This window comes from Symbiopectobacterium purcellii (assembly GCF_019797845.1).
GTDB lineage: Bacteria > Pseudomonadota > Gammaproteobacteria > Enterobacterales > Enterobacteriaceae > Symbiopectobacterium > Symbiopectobacterium purcellii.
This window is the reverse complement of sequence record NZ_CP081864.1, coordinates 3,938,469-3,954,536: the sequence shown is the minus strand read 5'-3', so window position 1 is coordinate 3,954,536 and position 16,068 is coordinate 3,938,469. Positions and strand designations below refer to the sequence as shown.

The window sequence follows — 16,068 nt, the reverse complement described above, 5'->3', positions numbered from 1 at the left end:
TGAAATTATTTATCTCGCTCGACGATATAATTCGCCAATGCCCGTAGTACCGTGGTATCGAGCGGCGTTGCGCTGGCCGCTTGCAGTTCATCCAATGCTGCCAGCGATTCCTGATAGAGATCCGACGCCTTTGCCCTCGCACTGTCAAGCCCGAGCAAGCCGGGATAGGTACTTTTGCCCAGTTGCTGATCGGCGCCTTGTCGCTTGCCGGTGGTGGCGCTGTCGCCAATCACATCAAGGATGTCATCCTGTACCTGAAAGGCCAGACCGATGGCATTGGCATAGCGATCGAGGTGGGGCAGTGCCGCCCGACCCACAGAGCCAGCGCTGAGCGCGCCAAGCCTGACTGCCGTGCGAATCAATGCGCCGGTTTTGTGGTGATGAATTTGCTCCAGCGCGATGAGATCGACTTGCTTGCCCTCTGCGGCCAAATCCAGCGCTTGTCCACCACACATGCCTGCCACGCCGCTGGCTTGTGCCAGTTCTGCGACCATTGAGAGACGATCGCGGTCGCTGACTTCCGGCATGGCACCGTCAGCCAGAATGGAGAAGGCTAACGTTTGCAGCGCATCCCCGGCCAGAACCGCAGTGGCTTCGCCAAATTTAATGTGGCAGGTCGGTTGACCACGGCGCAGGTCATCATCGTCCATGGCCGGTAAATCGTCATGAATCAGCGAATAGGCGTGGATAGATTCTACTGCGGCAGCCGGTGCATCCAGGCTGCTCAGCGGAATGCCGAAAAGTTGCCCGGTGGTATAAACCAAAAAAGGCCGGAGGCGTTTGCCTCCCAGCAGCGCGCCGTAGGCCATGGCATCCACCAGCGGACTGCCCTGAAACGGCAAGTCGGTGATAAAACGGTTCAATGCCTGATTAACGCGATCGGCATGGACGCTTAATTGCTCAGCGAATTCCGTCATAGCGGCTTACTGTTCGGGGTTGTCGTGCCCTGAGTGAAAGGGGACAGCGTGGCATCAGGCTCGTCGCTGAGCAGGATCTGCACGCGTTGCTCTGCCTGTTGCAACTGCAACTGTCCCTGACGTGCCAACTGAATGCCATTTTCGAAGGCGCTCAGCGCGGCTTCCAATGGCAAATCGCCCGATTCAAGGCGGGTGACAATCTGTTCCAGCTGTTGCAGCGCATCCTCAAAACTCAGCGCTGAGTCAGCGGTATTCAGCGTTTCGCTGTTTGCCTCTGCGTGAGGCGACGTTTTTTTTGCAGGCATGACTCTATTTTACATCCTGATCGCTAAGTGATGCTGTTCTTTTAGTGTCGTTAATCGTTACTGTTCGCTACTGGTCCATCGCACAGATAAGCACATCCTTCCTGCGCGCAGCGTGCGAGAAGATGATATACTCCGCGCCCTGGATGCTATTGGTAAAATCACCCCATGGAACGAGTTTACCAATAACGTGAATGTAGCACTCGGGTTAACACTTACGCCCATTTGACCAAGTAACGACAGCCATCATGAAGTTTATCATTAAATTGTTCCCGGAAATCACCATCAAGAGTCAATCTGTGCGGTTGCGCTTTATTAAGATACTTACCGGTAACATTCGTAACGTGCTTAAGCAGTATGACGACCAACTGGCCGTCGTCCGTCATTGGGATCATATCGAAGTCCGCGCCAAAGAGGAAAGCCAACGCGAAGAGATTCGCGATGCGTTAACCCGTATTCCCGGCATTCATCATATTCTGGATGTTGAAGACCACGCTTACACCGACGTGCACGACATTTTTGAACAAACGCTGGCCCTGTATCGTCCGCAACTGGAAGGGAAAAGCTTCTGTGTGCGCGTGAAACGGCGCGGTAAGCACGACTTCTCTTCACAGGATGTCGAGCGTTATGTGGGCGGTGGACTTAATCAGCACATCGACAGTGCGCGCGTGAATCTCACCACGCCGCAGGTTACGGTTCATCTGGAGATAGAACAGGATCGTTTGCTGCTGATCAAAGGGCGTTATGAAGGCATCGGTGGTTTCCCGATCGGTACGCAAGAAGATGTGCTGTCGCTGATTTCCGGCGGGTTCGATTCGGGTGTGTCCAGCTATATGCTCATCCGCCGCGGCTGTCGCGTGCACTACTGCTTTTTCAATCTGGGCGGTGCTGCACATGAAATTGGTGTTAAACAGGTCGCCCACTATTTGTGGAAACGCTTTGGCAGTTCGCATCGCGTGCGCTTTGTTGCTATCGATTTTGAACCCGTGGTAGGCGAGATCCTGGAAAAAGTGGATGACGGCCAGATGGGCGTGGTGCTTAAACGCATGATGGTGCGTGCCGCTTCGCGTATTGCGGAGCGTTATGGCGTTCAGGCGTTGGTAACCGGGGAAGCGTTAGGGCAGGTTTCAAGCCAAACGTTGACCAACCTGCGTCTCATCGATAATGCCTCGGATACACTGATTCTGCGTCCGCTGATTTCGCACGACAAAGAACACATCATCAAGCTGGCGCGTCATTTAGGCACGGAAGATTTTGCCAAAACCATGCCTGAGTATTGCGGGGTAATTTCCAAAAGCCCAACAGTAAAAGCCGTCAAATCCAAAATCGAAGAGGAAGAAGGTAAGTTCGACTTTGAGATTCTGGACCGGGTGGTCTTTGAAGCGCGCAATATTGATATCCGTGATATTGCCACCCAGACTTCACAAGAGGTCACGGAAGTCGAAACCGTGGCATCGCTGTCTGCCGACGATATTTTGCTGGATATTCGCTCTGTGGATGAGCAAGACGATCGTCCGCTTGCGCTGGCAGGTGTCGAAATTAAATCGCTGCCGTTCTACAAGCTCAGCACCCAGTTCGGCGATCTCGATCAGGACAAGACTTACCTGCTGTACTGTGAACGCGGTGTGATGAGCCGTTTGCAGGCGCTGTATCTGCGTGAGCAGGGGTTCACTAACGTGAAGGTATACCGCCCTTAACCTCTGTGCATCATTCTCCGCGTGTGCGGAGGATGAATGACTCATTGGCTTTATTACAACCGTTTTGCTGCATCGCGATAGGCGGCAGAACGTTCCCGCTTTCCGATCGCGACCATATAGACCGTGACAACATCGTCTTTGACCTGATAAATCATTCTGTAGCCTGAACGGCGTAGTTTTATTTTATAATCGTTCGGCAGTTCTCTTAATCTGTTTTATGCTACGTGTGGATTCTGAAGAATCTCAGCCAGTTTCTTTTTAAATTGCTCTCTGACGGTTGAACCTAGCTTGCGCCATTTTTTGAGTGCATTAGCATCAAAATCCAAAGAATAAGTCATCAAAATTCCTTTTTAAATGACGTTATCTACCCATTTGTTTCCTTTCTAAAGGTCATCGAGCGTCACTCTCACGGGCTTAGGATTTTTCAGCCGTTGGCGAGCAACCTCAATGAGTGCTGCATCCTCATCGCTTAACAGCACTTGGCGAAAGGGCAACCGTTCATTGGTGGCAACATATTCCAGCGTTTGACGCAGTAGTTCAGAAGGCGTCATCCCCAGTTTCTCCAAGACACTAAAGGAGCGCGCTTTAAGCTCATCATCAATGCGAATGTTCAAGTGTCCCATGATGTCTCCGTTTAATAGGATAGTATGCAATGACAAGTGTAATTACCTTTGTGATGGCGTTATGGCAAACTCTCTTTAGGTCATCAACGCCAATAACCATTGTGCCATGGCATCACTCCCGGTAATCATAAATGCCCGGTGGCAGCACCAATTGCGCTGCCACCTCTGCCGCTTTGGCACGCCCGGACAGTAAATCAATCAGCTTCAAGGCGAAATCCATGCTGGTGCCGGGGCCCTGGCTGGTCAGCAGATTAACGCGTGGATCGAACACTACGCGCTTATCCATCCATTTTTCTGGCGCGATTTTCTCTTTTAGCGTGGGGTATCCCGTCATATTGCCGACGGGAAACAGCTGGTGGTGTTCCAACACCAGTGCAGGCACGGCACAGATAGCGGCCACGATTTTCCCTTCCTGATGTTTTTGGCGAATACATTCCACCAGTAACGGGCTGTCGCGAAAGCACTCAGCTCCTTTGACTCCGCCCGGTAACACGATGGCATCAAACGGGTTATCTGCAACAGAAACCAGCGGTGCATCCGCCACCAATCTAGCGCCACGCGAGCAGGTTACTGTTGTTGCGCCGTCGCTGGCGACGCTGGCTACCGTAACAGCAATACCGGCGCGTACCAGCAGGTCGAACGTGGTGATGGCCTCGGTTTCTTCGCTACCAGGAGCCAGACAGAGGAGTACCGATGCGGTCATATTCGCTTTCCTTTAGCTTAATCATTTCAAATAAACGGCTGTTTTCCGGCAGCGTTAGCCCGTGGGCACGGGCCCGTTGCAGCAGATAGCCGGTAATATAATCAATCTCGGTATGACGCTGGGCTCGGATATCTTGCAGCATGGAGGAGGTATTTTCGGCGGTATTCTGAATCAGTTGATCTACGTACACTTTCACCTGCTCCAGTGAATCGGGGTGGCCTTCGCGCTCCATGACACGCACGATCTCCTGACACAGCAGGTCTATTTGCTCGGGATAAGCGCTTAACGCCCCATTTTTGCAGTTATAGAGCACGGTTAAGGGATTGATCACGCAGTTCGCGGCCAGCTTACGCCAGCACGTCACGGCAATATTATTGTACCAGGCGACATCCGGCAGTGCCTGGTGCAGCAATGCGGCCAGCGCAGAGTGCGTATCGCTGTGAGGAACCGCGCCACGGCTGTTGCCGCTGGTAATGGCACCAATGTGCGTGGTTCCTCCGGCAACGTGTACCACCAGCGTTGCATCGCGGCGGGCTGCGTGAGTCGTGACCCCTTGTAACAGCGGTTGGGTCAATACCGGCAACTCTTCGCGGGTGCCCATGCCATTGTGCAACAACAGAATGGTACAGTTGGGGGCGATAGTCGGTAATAAGGCGCTGACGGCATCGGAAACCTGCCAGGCTTTGAGGGTTACCAATAGCAATTCGCTCTGCATCAGGTGCTCGGGATCGTTTGTCGGCAGCATCAGATTGCACAGTTTTCCGTCCAGCATTTGTACATTGACCGCACAGTACGGTGCGGGGAACCGCATCCATCCCTGAACGTCGTGGCCTTGCTGATGTAATGCGGCAAGCCAAAGCTGACCCAGTGCGCCGCAACCCAGCACGGTAATTTTCATCTGAGGTTTCCTTTATCGATGCGCGTAGCACGCAGTGTGATGGCGGCGGTTATCTTTTGATTCATTCAGCCCAACAATGACGTATTATGGCGCGTGAGAAAGGGACTGCAAGCGCCAAGGTGGGCGGATGTTGTTTCTCTGCGGGGAACAGGTATCATGCATGCCACATAACCCTATTCCTACGCATAAATCAGGGAGAATTGATTATGCCATCTTTCGATATTGTATCGGAAATCGATATGCAGGAAATCCGCAACGCGGTCGAGAATGCGTCACGTGAACTGACTAATCGCTGGGATTTTCGCAACGTACCGGCGAGCTTTGAGCTGAATGAGAAAAACGAACAGATCAAAGTGGCCAGCGAGTCAGATTTTCAGGTGCAGCAACTGGTTGATATTCTGCGCGAAAAACTGGTGAAGCGCGGTATCGACGCCGGCGCGTTAGAGGTGCCGGAAGAGATGGAACACAGCGGAAAGACCTACAGTGTTAATGCCAAATTGAAGCAGGGCATTGAACCTGAACAGGCGAAAAAAATCGTCAAGCTGATCAAGGACAGCAAACTGAAAGTGCAAACCCAGATTCAGGGTGAGCAACTGCGCGTAACCGGCAAAGCGCGTGACGATTTGCAAAGCGTCATGGCATTGATTCGCGGAGCCAATCTGGGACAGCCCTTCCAGTTCACCAACTTCCGCGATTAACCGTAAAGGGCCAGCAATGCTGGCCTAATATGACTTACGCTTGCCCGATCAGCGCTTCGAGCTGTTGACGGTTAGTCTTCTGACGATCGATTTTGACATAGGCGCTGCGTTCTTCCGGCACCACGATGGCTTCAGCCACGCCGGGGTGTATGCGTATTTTCTGTGCTAGCGCGGCGTCGCTCAGTGCGTCATCGGGCAGTGCAATGCGCAAACTGCTCAGATAGGGCGGTTCCTTCATGCTGACGCCAACTATCAGCCACAGCGCGCACAGCAGCGCTCCTGCTGCAAACACCCAAGCCGCACCGTGGAATTGAAACAGTGCGCCGCCCATGCTGCCGCCGATAGCAACGCCGATAAATTGGGTAGTGGAATAGACTCCCATGGCAGTGCCTTTATAACCCGCCGGTGCTTCTTTGCTGATCAGTGAGGGCAGTAGCGCTTCCATAATATTAAACGCCAGAAAAAACAGCTGAACGCCTGCCACAATCGGCCAGAATTGGCTGCCCGCCATCCATAAAACCACCTCTGCAGCGAACAGCACAATGATACAGCCGACAAACACCCGCTTCATCTGCCGCTTCACTTCAGCGTAGATGATAAAGGGCAGCACGCAGACAAAGGAAACCAGCATAGTGTACAGATACACCTTCCAGTGTGATTCTGCCGGCAGGCCCGCTTGTTCCAGCACGCGCGGCAGGGCGACAAAACTCGACATCAGCAGGATATGCAGGCACATAATGCCGATATTGAGTTTTACCAGTCGGCTGTTACCCAGTACCTGGCGAATGCTGCCGCGCACGATGGCGGATTCCCGATTGAGGGCATGGCTAGCGGCGTTGGGGATCAGTGTCAGGGTTATCACAATACCGAGCGATGCGAGCAGGGCCATACACCAGAACAGGGACTGTAATCCCCAGGCGTGCGCAACGATCGGTCCGAGCACCATGGCGATGGCAAAGGTCACGCCGAAACTGATGCCGATAAAAGCCATTGCTTTGGTGCGATTTTGTTCGCGCGTGAGATCGGATAGCAACGCCATAACGGCGGCGGAGATCGCTCCTGCGCCTTGTAACGCACGCCCTAGAATAATGCCCCAGATAGACGTGCTGAGGGCGGCAATCACGCTACCGAGCACAAACATCAGCAGACCGATAACGATGAGCGGTTTACGCCCAACACGGTCGGAAAGTAAACCAAAAGGCACCTGAAACAGCGCTTGCATCAGGCCATAGATACCAATCGCGAGGCCAATTAGCGATTCGCTGGCCCCTTGTAATGCCATGCCATAGGTTGTGAGCACTGGCAACACCATAAACATGCCGAGCATCCGCAGGGAAAAAACTGCACCCAAGCCCCAGGTTGCGCGCCGTTCGCGCGGCGTCATGATGTTGTCTGTGAGGGATGTATCGTTCATGAAAACCTCAAATTCGCGTTGGCGCTATTGTAGTGCCTTACTCATCGGGCCGTAAATGGCGGTATTGTTACTTGATTTGGCGCGCGGTCATAAAATGACAGGATAAATGCAGCAAACGTGGGGGGGGAAGGGCGAAAAAAAACAGACGATAAGCATCGTCTGTTTTTAGGGGGCGAACGGTCAGGCGTTAGCGCAGTGCGGTGATCATCACATCTTGCATTGGCGCCATGGAGTCGACAGACATCATCACGCTCAGTGATGTGATGGCAACGATCGAGAACACAAACAGTTTGCGCGCCCACACTTTGTCATCATTGGGTTTTTTGTAGCCCGACAGTGCCATGCCTAACCACCAGATGCTCACGGAGGCAGCCACCACCAGATATTTATAGCCGGCATAGCCACCCAGCGACAGCATCAGCGTAGCCACCATAAACGCGATGATATACAGCGTAATATGGTTTTTAGCCACGGAAATGCCTTTTACCACCGGCAATACCGGAATGTTGGCAGCCTGATAATCCTTGAAACGGAAAATGGCGATAGCGTAGGAGTGCGGCATTTGCCACAGGCTGAAGATCAACAGCAGGATCAACGCGCCTGCATCGAACTGATTGCTCACGGCACAATACCCGATAACCGGCGGTGCGGCACCGGACAAGCTGCCGATCAACGTGCCGTATACCGAGTGGCGCTTCATATACAGGCTGTAGACGCCAACGTATACCGCAAAGCCCATGACGGAAAGCCACATGGCTAACGGGTTTGCCGCCACGTAGAGCAACGCAAAACCGGCAATACCTAACGCAGCCGCATAACTCAGTGAAACCTTGACCGAAATCAGCCCCTTCACCATCACTCTGTTTTTGGTTCTCTCCATCTTTTTGTCAATGTCACGGTCGATTACGTTGTTGAAGACGCAACCGGACGCAACCACCAACGACACCCCAAGCAGGGTAGCGATAAAGAGGGGGTAATCAATGCTGCCTTTGGACGCCAGCAGAAATCCCCCGATAACAGAAATCAGGTTGCCAAAAATGATCCCTGGTTTTGTGACTTGTAGGTATTGCTTAATCATCATGTCTGGCTCGATTACGGAATCATCATATTGTGGTGCGCGCTCAGCATAATCCAGATGGATCCTACTACCACGATGGCGATAATCAGAATGGCGAACACCAACGCTACCACGTTCCAGCGCTGTTCAGAAGAACTGTTCAGGTGCAGGAAGTAGACCAGGTGAACCAGTATCTGTACCACGGCGCAGCCAACCACACCGGCCATGATCACGCTGGGGGAGGCGGCACCCGCCATCACCAGACCAAACGGGATCACGGTCAGAATGACCGACATCACAAAGCCGATGACATAAGACTGTACGCTACCGTGGCTGGCGCCGTGATCGGTCGTTGAATGACTCATTACATCGCCCCCATCAGATAAACTACGGTAAAGACGCAAATCCACACCACGTCAAGGAAGTGCCAGAACAGGCTCAGACACATCAAACGGGTTTTCACGGTAGGAGTGATACCCCAGCGTGATACCTGAATCATCATCACCACCAGCCAGATAAGGCCTGAGGTTACGTGAACGCCGTGGGTGCCGACCAGCGCGAAAAAGGCTGACAGGAACGCACTGCGATCCGGGCCGTATCCTTCTGCGATCAGATGATGGAATTCATAAATTTCCATCCCGATAAACACCAGACCAAACAGGAAGGTGATAGCCAGCCAGGTGTTAATGCGTGCTACGTTGCCTTTGTACATGGCGATCATCGCCATGCCGAAGGTGATACTACTCAACAGCAGCGCGAAGGTTTCGACCAGCACAAACTTGAGATCAAACAGATCTTTTCCGGACGGACCGCCCGCCGTGCCGGTTACCAGCACGGCATAGGTGGCGAACAGCGAGCCGAAAATGATCAAATCGCTCATGAGGTAAACCCAGAACCCCAGCACCTTGGTGCCGCTGGCGTCGTGGTGCCCATGCTCGGCATGGGCGTCATGAGCCGCGTGATGATGCGTCAGAGTTTCAGTTGTCATGTTTCACACCTGCTTTGCTGATATTGTCGAAGTGCTGGTTTTCAATCTCTTCGATTTGTTTGACCGGAACGTAGTAATCCACATCGCGGTTAAAACTGTGCACAATCCAGGTCACGATCATGCCGACGAAACCGGCAATCGCCATCCACCAGATATGCCAGATCATCGCGAAGCCGAATACCAGGCTGAACGCTGAGATGATCACGCCGGCACCGGTGTTTTTCGGCATATGAATTTCTTCATAGCTGGCCGGTTTCTTGTAGGCATCACCACGCTCTTTCTGTTCCCAGAACGCATCGCGTTCCTGCACGTCAGGCACGATGGCGAAGTTGTAGAACGGCGGCGGAGACGAGGTTGCCCACTCCAGCGTGCGGCCACCCCACGGGTCACCGGTCAAATCGCGGTTTTGGTCGCGATCGCGGATACTGACATAGAACTGCATCAGTTGGCACAGTACGCCAAGGCCAATCAGTGCGGCACCGACAGAGGCAACCACCAGCAGTGAGTGGAATTGCGGATCGAACTGTTGGCTAAGACGACGGGTCATGCCCATAAAGCCCAGCACATACAACGGCATAAAGGCGGTGAAGAAGCCGATAATCCAGAACCAGAACGCGCGTTTGCCCCAGGTTTCGTTCAGCGTGAAGCCAAACGCTTTCGGGAACCAGTAGGTAATACCGGCAAAAATACCAAACACCACGCCGCCGATGATGACGTTATGGAAGTGGGCAATCAGGAACAAACTGTTGTGCAGCACAAAGTTGGCACCCGGTACCGCCAGTAGCACCCCAGTCATCCCACCAATGGTAAAGGTGATGATAAACCCGGTGGTCCACAACATGGCGGAATTCGGCTGAATTCGGCCCTGGTACATGGTGAACAGCCAGTTGAAAATTTTCACCCCGGTCGGGATGGAAATGATCATGGTGGCGATACCAAAGAAGGCGTTAACGTTCGCGCCAGACCCCATGGTGAAGAAGTGGTGCAGCCAGACGATAAACGACAGTACGGTAATGGCAATGGTCGCCCACACCAGCGAGGTGTAACCGAACAGACGCTTTTTACAGAAGGTGGTAACCACTTCGGAGTAAACGCCGAAAATTGGCAGAACCAGAATGTACACCTCAGGATGGCCCCAGGCCCAGATGAGGTTGATGTACATCATCATGTTGCCGCCCATATCATTGGTAAAGAAATGGGTGCCCAGATAGCGATCCAGCGTCAGCAACGCGATGGTCACGGTCAAAATCGGGAAGGCGGCGATGATCAGCACGTTGGTGCACAGTGCCGTCCAGGTAAAGACCGGCATTTTCATCAGCGTCATACCCGGTGCGCGCATACGGATAATGGTCGCGAAGAAGTTGACACCGGTCAGCGTGGTACCCAGACCGGAGATCTGTAGACTCCATATCCAGTAATCGACCCCTACGCCGGGACTGTACTCCTTGCCGGAAAGCGGCGGATAGGCCACCCAGCCGGTTTGCGCAAATTCACCGATACCCAGCGACAGGTTGATCAGGACAACCCCCACCACGAACAGCCAGAAACTGAGCGAGTTAAGGAAAGGGAAGGCCACGTCGCGAGCGCCGATTTGCAGCGGCACCGCCAGGTTCATCAAACCGACCACAAACGGCGTTGCCACGAAGAAAATCATGATCACGCCGTGCGCGGTAAATATCTGATCGTAGTGGTGGGCATTCAGGAAGCCTGCCTCACCGGCAGACGCCAGCACCTGTTGACCGCGCATCATGATGGCATCGGCAAAGCCGCGAATCATCATGATAAACGCAACGATCATATACATGATGCCGATACGCTTGTGGTCTACCGAGGTGAACCACTCCGCCCACAACCACTTCCATTTACCAAAATAAGTGATGGCCGCCAACAGGGCGAGGCCGCCGACGATGATGCCGGCCACCGTAACCATAATAATGGGTTCATGATACGGAACCGCATCAAGCGTTAGTTTTCCTAACATCGTCTTATCCCTCGGCGCCTTGGTGCGAGGCGTGCTCGCTCATGTTCATATTGTCACCGTGTTGCATGCCGCCTTGCTGCGTTTCACTTTCAGCGTGATGATGCGCAGGCGCACCGCCGCTTTGCGTGAATTTGCGAATCAGGTTTTCAAACAGCTCAGGTTGCACGCTGGAGAAGTACTCTACCGGGTGGAATTCGCTGGGTTTGGCCAGAGTATTGAATTCCTCCGTGTTGTTCAGCGTTTTGCTGGAGGCACGCACGGTGGCAACCCACTGGTCGAATTCCTGCTGGCTAGGTGTGGCAATGGCAGTAAATTTCATGCCAGAGAAACCTTTACCACTGTAACCACCAGAAATACCGTCATATTTGCCCGGCTCGTTGGCGATAAGATGCAGTTTGGTTTGCATACCGGCCATCGCGTAAATCTGTCCACCCAGACGCGGAATGAAGAAGGAGTTCATTACGGTGTCGGAGGTGATTTTGAAATTCACCGGCACATTGGTCGGGAACGCTAACTCGTTGACCGTGGCGATACCCAATTCCGGGTAAACAAACAGCCACTTCCAGTCGAGTGAAATCACTTCGACGGTAATCGGCTTGGCCTCAGAGACCAACGGCTTATACGGATCCAGTGAATGGGTGGTTTTCCAGGTAATGGTACCCAGAATAAGAATGATGATGATGGGAACTGTCCATACCACCGCTTCAATCTTGTTGGAGTGTGACCAGTTCGGGGTGTATTTTGCTTTGGTGTTGGAAGCGCGAAACTTCCAGGCAAAAGCGATGGTCATCACGATTACCGGAATAACCACGATCAACATCAACCCGAGTGCCGTCAGAATCAACGACCGTTGCTCCAACCCGACCTGTCCTTTGGGGTTCATTAATGCCATATCACAACTGCTCAGTAGTGCTGCGGCAGCGAATAAAGACAACATCCCAAAAGTTTTATTGTATTTCCTGAGTCTCATCTAGCGACCTCAATAACAAGGGCTCTATTGTCATTTCATGCGAGCGGGCATTTTACGGTAAGGTTACTGCACTGTAAACATGATTAAGGTTATGTCAGCGCTTTGTTGCTGATTTTTGCCCTGAATGTCACAATTACCTTGTCGTTAGGAAAAATTTATTAAAAACAGTGAATTAAAATTTATCCCGTAGAGAAGTATGGATGGATAAAAAAAAATTACAACCCGCCTGTACGGGAATTTTCTATCTAACCGACAGGGCTGCCTCTCACACATTTTCCCAACAATTAAATAGCCAGAAAAAAGTGAGCCAACGTAAAAAAATAACGTTGGCTGCTAGGGCCTGTTGACAATCATCGCCAAGAACCTGTTTTTTTGTAAAAGAATCTGTTTACATTCTGTCTTTTTTGGAAAAGCAGAATGCCAAGATTGATGCTCAGTGATGACCAATACGAACGGATTAGCCCGTTTTTGCCGGGAAAGGATTCGGATCCGGGACGAACAGCAGCAGATAATCGGCTTTTTGTCGAAGCGGTTTTATGGATCGCCCGAACTGGAAGCCCATGGAGAGATTTACCACCCGATTTCGGACTCTGGAACTGTGTGTACAAACGCTTTGCCAGATGGTCACGGGCAGAAATATGGCATTCCGTTTTTGCTGAACTTGCGGGCGATGCCGATTTCGAGGAAATCTTCATCGACAGCACTATCGTACGGGTTCATCAGCATGCAGCGGGCGCTCCCAAAAAAACGGTGACCAGTCGATTGGTCGTTCTCGCGGGGGATTGACAACCAAGATTCACGCTCTGGTTGATGGGCTGGGCATGCTTGCCCGTTTTAGTTTGACTGGTGGTCAAAAGAGCGACACCAGAGAAGCATTGCCTTTACTTGGTGAATTGAAACCTTCAAGCTTGGCTGCAGACAAAGCCTACGATACGAATGTGATTCTACAATATCTGGAGTCGGTAGGCATTCAGGCTGTCATCCCCAGCAAAGAGAATCGCCGTGAGCAACGCCCACTGGACAAACATCTTTACGCTTCACGCAATTTGATCGAACGTTTCTTTTGCCGTATCAAGCAATTTCGACGCGTAGCTACACGCTTCGACAAACTCTCAAAACGCTTCGCATCATTCGTTGCGCTCGCTGCTGCATTCGTCTGGCTGTGTTAATTGTCAACAGCCCCTAGGTTACCGATACGATTTTTCGCGCACGATATCGGTGATTTCCCACTGATTATGCTATGCTGCTGTACTCGTTAACGAGTATGGCAGCCCGCGATGACCCCTTTATCACATACCGATCCTGCGTTTTCTGAACACGGCAATGAAGACTGGCTCAAATTTGTTGAGCTAGTGAAGCTCTCCGTGGCGGAAGATCTGCATCACCCTCTGTTGCAACTGTTATTGACGCCAGACGAACGCACGGCGCTTGCTACGCGTGTGCGCATCATTCAGGAGTTAATGCGAGGAGAGATGAGCCAGCGTGAATTGAAAAACGAATTGGGTGCTGGTATTGCGACCATTACGCGCGGATCTAACAGTTTAAAAGCGGCATCGCCTGCACTGAAACAGTGGCTGGACGCACAACTGCTGCCAGAGGGTAAATAGGTCTGTTGGATATCATAAAGGTTAAGGGGCATCGCGCCCCTTAAACGGGTCAGCTCGGCTGGCTGTAAATGGGGTTGTGGAAGGGTACCAACGCTAACAACAGTGCCTGATAGTAGACGCTGGTGCGCGTCAGTTTACCGTCGGTGAACACCCCAATTGCACCACCCTGATGTTTAATGTCCTGAATGCCGGTCAAACGTGCCATTTCGTCTCCCAGCTCTCTTCCTTCCTTGATTCCTTGTAATATACTTTCCGGCAGCACCAGGCTGGCGGAGCGTGATTCACCACGCAGATGTGGGTTTTCAATCACCATCCAGGCGAACGTCATGCTCTCTTCAATGCCCGCTTCTACGCCGACCCAGAAATTGGCCTCGGGCCGGACCTGACGGGCGCGCATAACGCGGTTGCGGGCCCCGGTACGCGTTTCGGTGGAACCCAAGGGCTGATGAGAAACGCCGCTGTCGACATCAACACCTTCGATGCGACAGTTTTCTTCGCCAAAGACATCCGTGAATGCGAGTGTAATAGCCTTAATTTTTGCCGGGTTGGTAGTGGCAGCGACAACATGGTACATAACGGTTCATACTCTTTTAGTTAATTTGACGCAGTATAATGGAAAAAAGCGATGTTACAGGTATATCTTGTTCGCCACGGTGAAACGGAATGGAACGTGGCTCGGCGTATTCAGGGACAATCCGACAGCTCGTTGACCGCACAAGGAGAACAGCAGGCCTATCAAGTTGCGAACCGTGTTAAAACGCTAGGCATTACGCATATCTTTACCAGCGATTTAGGGAGGACGCGCCGCACCACGGAGATTATTGCGCAGTCTTGCCACCACTGTGAAGTGGTTGAAGACCCTAATTTGCGTGAGCTGAATATGGGCGTGCTGGAAATGCGCGACATCGATACGCTCAGTCCGCAGGAGGAAACCTGGCGCAAGCAACTGGTGGACGGCACGCCGAATGGCCGTATTCCTGAAGGGGAATCCATGGCGGAGATGGCAACGCGTATGCATCAGGTGCTCGATCGCTGTCTGGCGCTGCCGCCCGGCAGTCGTCCGCTGCTGGTCAGTCATGGTATGGCCCTCGGCTGCTTGTTAAGCACCATCCTTGGGCTGCCCGACAGTGCAGAACGCCGTTTGCGGCTGCGTAACTGCTCGCTCTCCCGCATCGATTATCAGCAGAGCCCGTGGTTGGCGTCCGGCTGGGTCGTGGAAACCGCCGGGGATGTTTCTCATCTTGATACCCCGGCATTGGATGAACTCCAGCGTTAACAGTGTGCGCGCTTAGCGACGGATAGGGATCAGGTATTCGCAGCGGATCACTTTCGGTGGTCCGTCTTCTTTCGTGCCATTCGGGGTGAAACGCTCCGCATCACAGCCATCGCGGCGTGTTAGCTCGAAGGTAGGCAGGTGTCGTACAGGCTGATAATAAAATCCTGTAGCGCATCCGTGGGGCCTTCATAGACGAACAAGGCGTACTCGCCGCCGGGCAGCGTAATCGGCTCGCCGGGGTGAACCCCTTCCGGAACGTGCTCGGGTTCCACCGCGGTGGTATAGAGCACGTCATGTTCGTCTTCTTTATCCTTGCTCGGGCGGGCGTGATGCAGACCATACAGCAAAGGGGGAATGCATTTGGCTTCGCCCAGGTACTGCCGCCAAAAATGCACGCGCATTTCCGTACGGAAATTACAGATTTGTTCCAAAGAGCAGTTGCAGTTTTGCGTGACGCCCACCAACTGTGTATCCGGCAGCGTGACAAACTCAGGCTGCGGCAGCGTGAATTCACCTAAACGCAACGGAGGGCGAATACCGTAGGTATTCCACTCTTCAGCACGGCGGTAAGAGGCTGGCGTCTGAGCAAACTGTTTTTTGAACGCGCGAGTGAACGTTTGCTGCGAATCGAAGCGGTATTGCTGCGCGATATCGAGGATCGGCCTGCCGGTCATACACAGTGCCATCGCGGCTTTGGTCAACCGGCGTGCGCGAATATACGCGCCAATGGCGTGCCCAGTGACATCTTTGAACATACGTTGTAGGTGCCATTTGGAGTAGCCGGCTTTTGCTGCCACGTTATCCAGCGACAGTGGCTGGTCAAGGTGGTTTTCCAGCCAATTGAGCAGGTCACGTATGATACTGGCTTGATCCATAGAACATCCTCGATAGAACACACAAAGCACGAAGCGCATAGAGATCAGGCATCATAGCAACT

At 52.7% G+C, this 16,068-nt stretch carries 17 protein-coding genes and 2 pseudogenes; 5 read left to right on the top strand and 14 right to left on the bottom strand.

Translation table 11 applies throughout. The features are described from left to right. Positions 1-5: 5 nt before the first annotated feature. Together ispA and xseB are read right to left on the bottom strand one after the other, a co-directional pair. A complete protein-coding gene (gene ispA / locus K6K13_RS18425) occupies positions 6-917 on the bottom strand; it encodes a (2E,6E)-farnesyl diphosphate synthase (protein ID WP_222158280.1) in 912 nt (303 codons plus the stop codon). Then, a complete protein-coding gene (gene xseB, locus K6K13_RS18420; protein WP_222158279.1) occupies positions 914-1,222 on the bottom strand; it encodes an exodeoxyribonuclease VII small subunit in 309 nt (102 codons plus the stop codon). Before xseB ends, ispA begins: the two co-directional genes overlap by 4 nt. Before the next feature lie 245 nt (positions 1,223-1,467). On the opposite strand from xseB, the gene thiI reads away from it, so the two are divergent. Next, positions 1,468-2,916 carry a tRNA uracil 4-sulfurtransferase ThiI gene (gene thiI / locus K6K13_RS18415; protein WP_222158278.1) on the top strand — a complete coding sequence of 483 codons (1,449 nt, stop codon included), beginning with the start codon at positions 1,468-1,470 and terminating at the stop codon, positions 2,914-2,916. Positions 2,917-2,969: 53 nt separating this feature from the next. On the opposite strand, the pseudogene K6K13_RS18410 reads toward thiI, so the two are convergent. From K6K13_RS18410 to panE, 4 genes and pseudogenes are all read right to left on the bottom strand, one after another. Beyond that, positions 2,970-3,254: pseudogene (locus K6K13_RS18410) on the bottom strand (type II toxin-antitoxin system RelE family toxin). 45 nt (positions 3,255-3,299) lie between these two features. After that, positions 3,300-3,539, bottom strand: a complete 240-nt coding sequence (locus K6K13_RS18405) for a type II toxin-antitoxin system RelB/DinJ family antitoxin (RefSeq protein ID WP_222158277.1) — start codon at positions 3,537-3,539, stop codon at positions 3,300-3,302. Between the two features lie 112 nt (positions 3,540-3,651). Next, positions 3,652-4,242, bottom strand: a complete 591-nt coding sequence (gene yajL, locus K6K13_RS18400) for a protein deglycase YajL (protein WP_222158276.1) — start codon at positions 4,240-4,242, stop codon at positions 3,652-3,654. Next, entirely contained in the window at positions 4,205-5,140 is a 936-nt protein-coding gene (gene panE, locus K6K13_RS18395; RefSeq protein WP_222158275.1) for a 2-dehydropantoate 2-reductase, read from the bottom strand. The genes yajL and panE overlap by 38 nt, the downstream gene beginning before the upstream one ends. Before the next feature lie 206 nt (positions 5,141-5,346). Between panE and K6K13_RS18390 the strand changes: the two genes are divergently transcribed. Further along, positions 5,347-5,838, top strand: a complete 492-nt coding sequence (locus K6K13_RS18390) for a YajQ family cyclic di-GMP-binding protein (RefSeq protein WP_222158274.1) — start codon at positions 5,347-5,349, stop codon at positions 5,836-5,838. A gap of 34 nt (positions 5,839-5,872) precedes the next feature. Here K6K13_RS18390 and K6K13_RS18385 read toward each other — a convergent pair whose 3' ends face one another. The 6 genes from K6K13_RS18385 to cyoA form a co-directional block, all read right to left on the bottom strand. Beyond that, positions 5,873-7,252, bottom strand: coding sequence for an MFS transporter (locus K6K13_RS18385; protein ID WP_222158273.1), 1,380 nt, complete (start codon positions 7,250-7,252; stop codon positions 5,873-5,875). A gap of 187 nt (positions 7,253-7,439) precedes the next feature. Then, positions 7,440-8,330: a heme o synthase gene (gene cyoE / locus K6K13_RS18380; RefSeq protein ID WP_222161171.1), complete on the bottom strand. Its 891-nt coding sequence runs from the start codon at positions 8,328-8,330 to the stop codon at positions 7,440-7,442. Between the two features lie 14 nt (positions 8,331-8,344). Beyond that, the gene (locus K6K13_RS18375) at positions 8,345-8,674 is read right to left on the bottom strand and encodes a cytochrome o ubiquinol oxidase subunit IV (RefSeq protein ID WP_222158272.1); all 330 of its coding nucleotides are present in this window, start codon (positions 8,672-8,674) and stop codon (positions 8,345-8,347) included. Next, positions 8,674-9,297: a cytochrome o ubiquinol oxidase subunit III gene (locus K6K13_RS18370; protein WP_222158271.1), complete on the bottom strand. Its 624-nt coding sequence runs from the start codon at positions 9,295-9,297 to the stop codon at positions 8,674-8,676. The genes K6K13_RS18375 and K6K13_RS18370 overlap by 1 nt, the downstream gene beginning before the upstream one ends. Further along, entirely contained in the window at positions 9,287-11,278 is a 1,992-nt protein-coding gene (gene cyoB, locus K6K13_RS18365; protein ID WP_222158270.1) for a cytochrome o ubiquinol oxidase subunit I, read from the bottom strand. The genes K6K13_RS18370 and cyoB overlap by 11 nt, the downstream gene beginning before the upstream one ends. A 4-nt stretch (positions 11,279-11,282) precedes the next feature. Further along, positions 11,283-12,248: a cytochrome o ubiquinol oxidase subunit II gene (gene cyoA / locus K6K13_RS18360; protein WP_222158269.1), complete on the bottom strand. Its 966-nt coding sequence runs from the start codon at positions 12,246-12,248 to the stop codon at positions 11,283-11,285. Between the two features lie 417 nt (positions 12,249-12,665). On the opposite strand from cyoA, the gene K6K13_RS18355 reads away from it, so the two are divergent. Both K6K13_RS18355 and trpR read left to right on the top strand, forming a co-directional pair. After that, positions 12,666-13,417 (top strand): IS5 family transposase gene (locus K6K13_RS18355; RefSeq protein ID WP_252120271.1). Its coding sequence is split into 2 segments (ribosomal slippage): positions 12,666-12,999 and positions 12,999-13,417, totalling 753 coding nucleotides; the frame shifts between segments, so codons are not numbered across the junction. A 108-nt stretch (positions 13,418-13,525) separates the two neighbouring features. Continuing rightward, the gene (gene trpR / locus K6K13_RS18350) at positions 13,526-13,855 is read left to right on the top strand and encodes a trp operon repressor (RefSeq protein WP_222158268.1); all 330 of its coding nucleotides are present in this window, start codon (positions 13,526-13,528) and stop codon (positions 13,853-13,855) included. 49 nt (positions 13,856-13,904) lie between these two features. On the opposite strand, the gene yjjX is transcribed toward trpR, so the two are convergent. Beyond that, positions 13,905-14,429 (bottom strand): inosine/xanthosine triphosphatase, encoded by a 525-nt coding sequence (gene yjjX / locus K6K13_RS18345; RefSeq protein WP_222158267.1) that lies wholly within the window; start codon positions 14,427-14,429, stop codon positions 13,905-13,907. 51 nt (positions 14,430-14,480) lie between these two features. Between yjjX and gpmB the strand changes: the two genes are divergently transcribed. Next, positions 14,481-15,131 (top strand): 2,3-diphosphoglycerate-dependent phosphoglycerate mutase GpmB, encoded by a 651-nt coding sequence (gpmB, locus tag K6K13_RS18340; RefSeq protein WP_222158266.1) that lies wholly within the window; start codon positions 14,481-14,483, stop codon positions 15,129-15,131. Positions 15,132-15,143: 12 nt separating this feature from the next. Here gpmB and robA read toward each other — a convergent pair. After that, positions 15,144-16,006, bottom strand: a pseudogene (gene robA, locus K6K13_RS18335) (MDR efflux pump AcrAB transcriptional activator RobA). Between the last annotated feature and the right edge of the window lie 62 nt (positions 16,007-16,068).

Bases quoted from the DNA above. Each gene is read 5' to 3' on its own strand.
- K6K13_RS18390 (WP_222158274.1), top strand. From the start codon at position 5,347: ATGCCATCTTTCGATATTGTATCGGAAATCGATATGCAGGAAATCCGC.
- yajL (WP_222158276.1), bottom strand. From the start codon at position 4,242: ATGACCGCATCGGTACTCCTCTGTCTGGCTCCTGGTAGCGAAGAAACC.
- cyoE (WP_222161171.1), bottom strand. From the start codon at position 8,330: ATGATTAAGCAATACCTACAAGTCACAAAACCAGGGATCATTTTTGGC.
- K6K13_RS18385 (WP_222158273.1), bottom strand. From the start codon at position 7,252: ATGAACGATACATCCCTCACAGACAACATCATGACGCCGCGCGAACGG.
- trpR (WP_222158268.1), top strand. From the start codon at position 13,526: ATGACCCCTTTATCACATACCGATCCTGCGTTTTCTGAACACGGCAAT.
- yjjX (WP_222158267.1), bottom strand. From the start codon at position 14,429: ATGTACCATGTTGTCGCTGCCACTACCAACCCGGCAAAAATTAAGGCT.
- K6K13_RS18405 (WP_222158277.1), bottom strand. From the start codon at position 3,539: ATGGGACACTTGAACATTCGCATTGATGATGAGCTTAAAGCGCGCTCC.
- K6K13_RS18370 (WP_222158271.1), bottom strand. From the start codon at position 9,297: ATGACAACTGAAACTCTGACGCATCATCACGCGGCTCATGACGCCCAT.
- K6K13_RS18375 (WP_222158272.1), bottom strand. From the start codon at position 8,674: ATGAGTCATTCAACGACCGATCACGGCGCCAGCCACGGTAGCGTACAG.
- cyoA (WP_222158269.1), bottom strand. From the start codon at position 12,248: ATGAGACTCAGGAAATACAATAAAACTTTTGGGATGTTGTCTTTATTC.
- thiI (WP_222158278.1), top strand. From the start codon at position 1,468: ATGAAGTTTATCATTAAATTGTTCCCGGAAATCACCATCAAGAGTCAA.
- panE (WP_222158275.1), bottom strand. From the start codon at position 5,140: ATGAAAATTACCGTGCTGGGTTGCGGCGCACTGGGTCAGCTTTGGCTT.
- ispA (WP_222158280.1), bottom strand. From the start codon at position 917: ATGACGGAATTCGCTGAGCAATTAAGCGTCCATGCCGATCGCGTTAAT.
- gpmB (WP_222158266.1), top strand. From the start codon at position 14,481: ATGTTACAGGTATATCTTGTTCGCCACGGTGAAACGGAATGGAACGTG.
- xseB (WP_222158279.1), bottom strand. From the start codon at position 1,222: ATGCCTGCAAAAAAAACGTCGCCTCACGCAGAGGCAAACAGCGAAACG.
- cyoB (WP_222158270.1), bottom strand. From the start codon at position 11,278: ATGTTAGGAAAACTAACGCTTGATGCGGTTCCGTATCATGAACCCATT.